The sequence below is a fragment of the Candidatus Symbiopectobacterium sp. NZEC135 genome (assembly GCF_025962695.1).
Map to the genome: position 1 here is coordinate 1 of NZ_JAGFPF010001298.1, position 610 is coordinate 610.

1 protein-coding gene is annotated in these 610 nt (G+C 56.9%); it reads left to right on the forward strand.

Translation table 11 applies throughout. From position 1 onward, the window contains the following. A partial coding sequence (locus tag J5224_RS33920; protein WP_264629251.1) for an aminotransferase class I/II-fold pyridoxal phosphate-dependent enzyme occupies positions 1–610 on the forward strand: 610 nt, incomplete at both ends.

Consider the following 610-nt stretch of genomic DNA (forward strand, 5'->3'; position numbering starts at 1 on the left):
CAGCTACGAGCGCACTGCCATCATTCCGGAATTGGAACAGACGGTGCGCCGCCATTGGCCTTATCCGGCGGAGGCGTTTATCACCTCGGATGGTGGGTTTGATGGTATGTATCTGGCATTGCAGGCACTGCTGTTTCCGGGCTCGTCGGTGGCCGTCGAAAGCCCAACGGCGGCGCGCGTGCTGGATATGCTCGATCATCTGGGCATGAATGCCATTATGGTGGAGTGCGATGAGCACGGCCCTGAACCGGAAGCGCTGAAACAAGCGTTGCTGCAAAAACCGACGGCGTTTATTTTCCAGCCCAGAACGCATTCGCACACGGGTAATGCCATAAGCCCGGAACGGCTGGCCGAGTTGGCCGCGCTGCTTGCTGTCCACGACAATGTGTTGATTCTGGAAGATGATGGCGTTGGCGAATTATCGACACACCCGGCGATCAGTCTGGGGCGCTACTATCCCGATCGCACGGTGCACATTCGATCCTACTCGAAAGCTTATGGACCGGATTTACGTTTGGCGGTGATATCGGGCAGCAAAACCTGTATGGGGCAGATTCAATCCTTCCGACATTTTGGCGCGGGATGGAGCAGCAGAATACTGCAAGCGGCG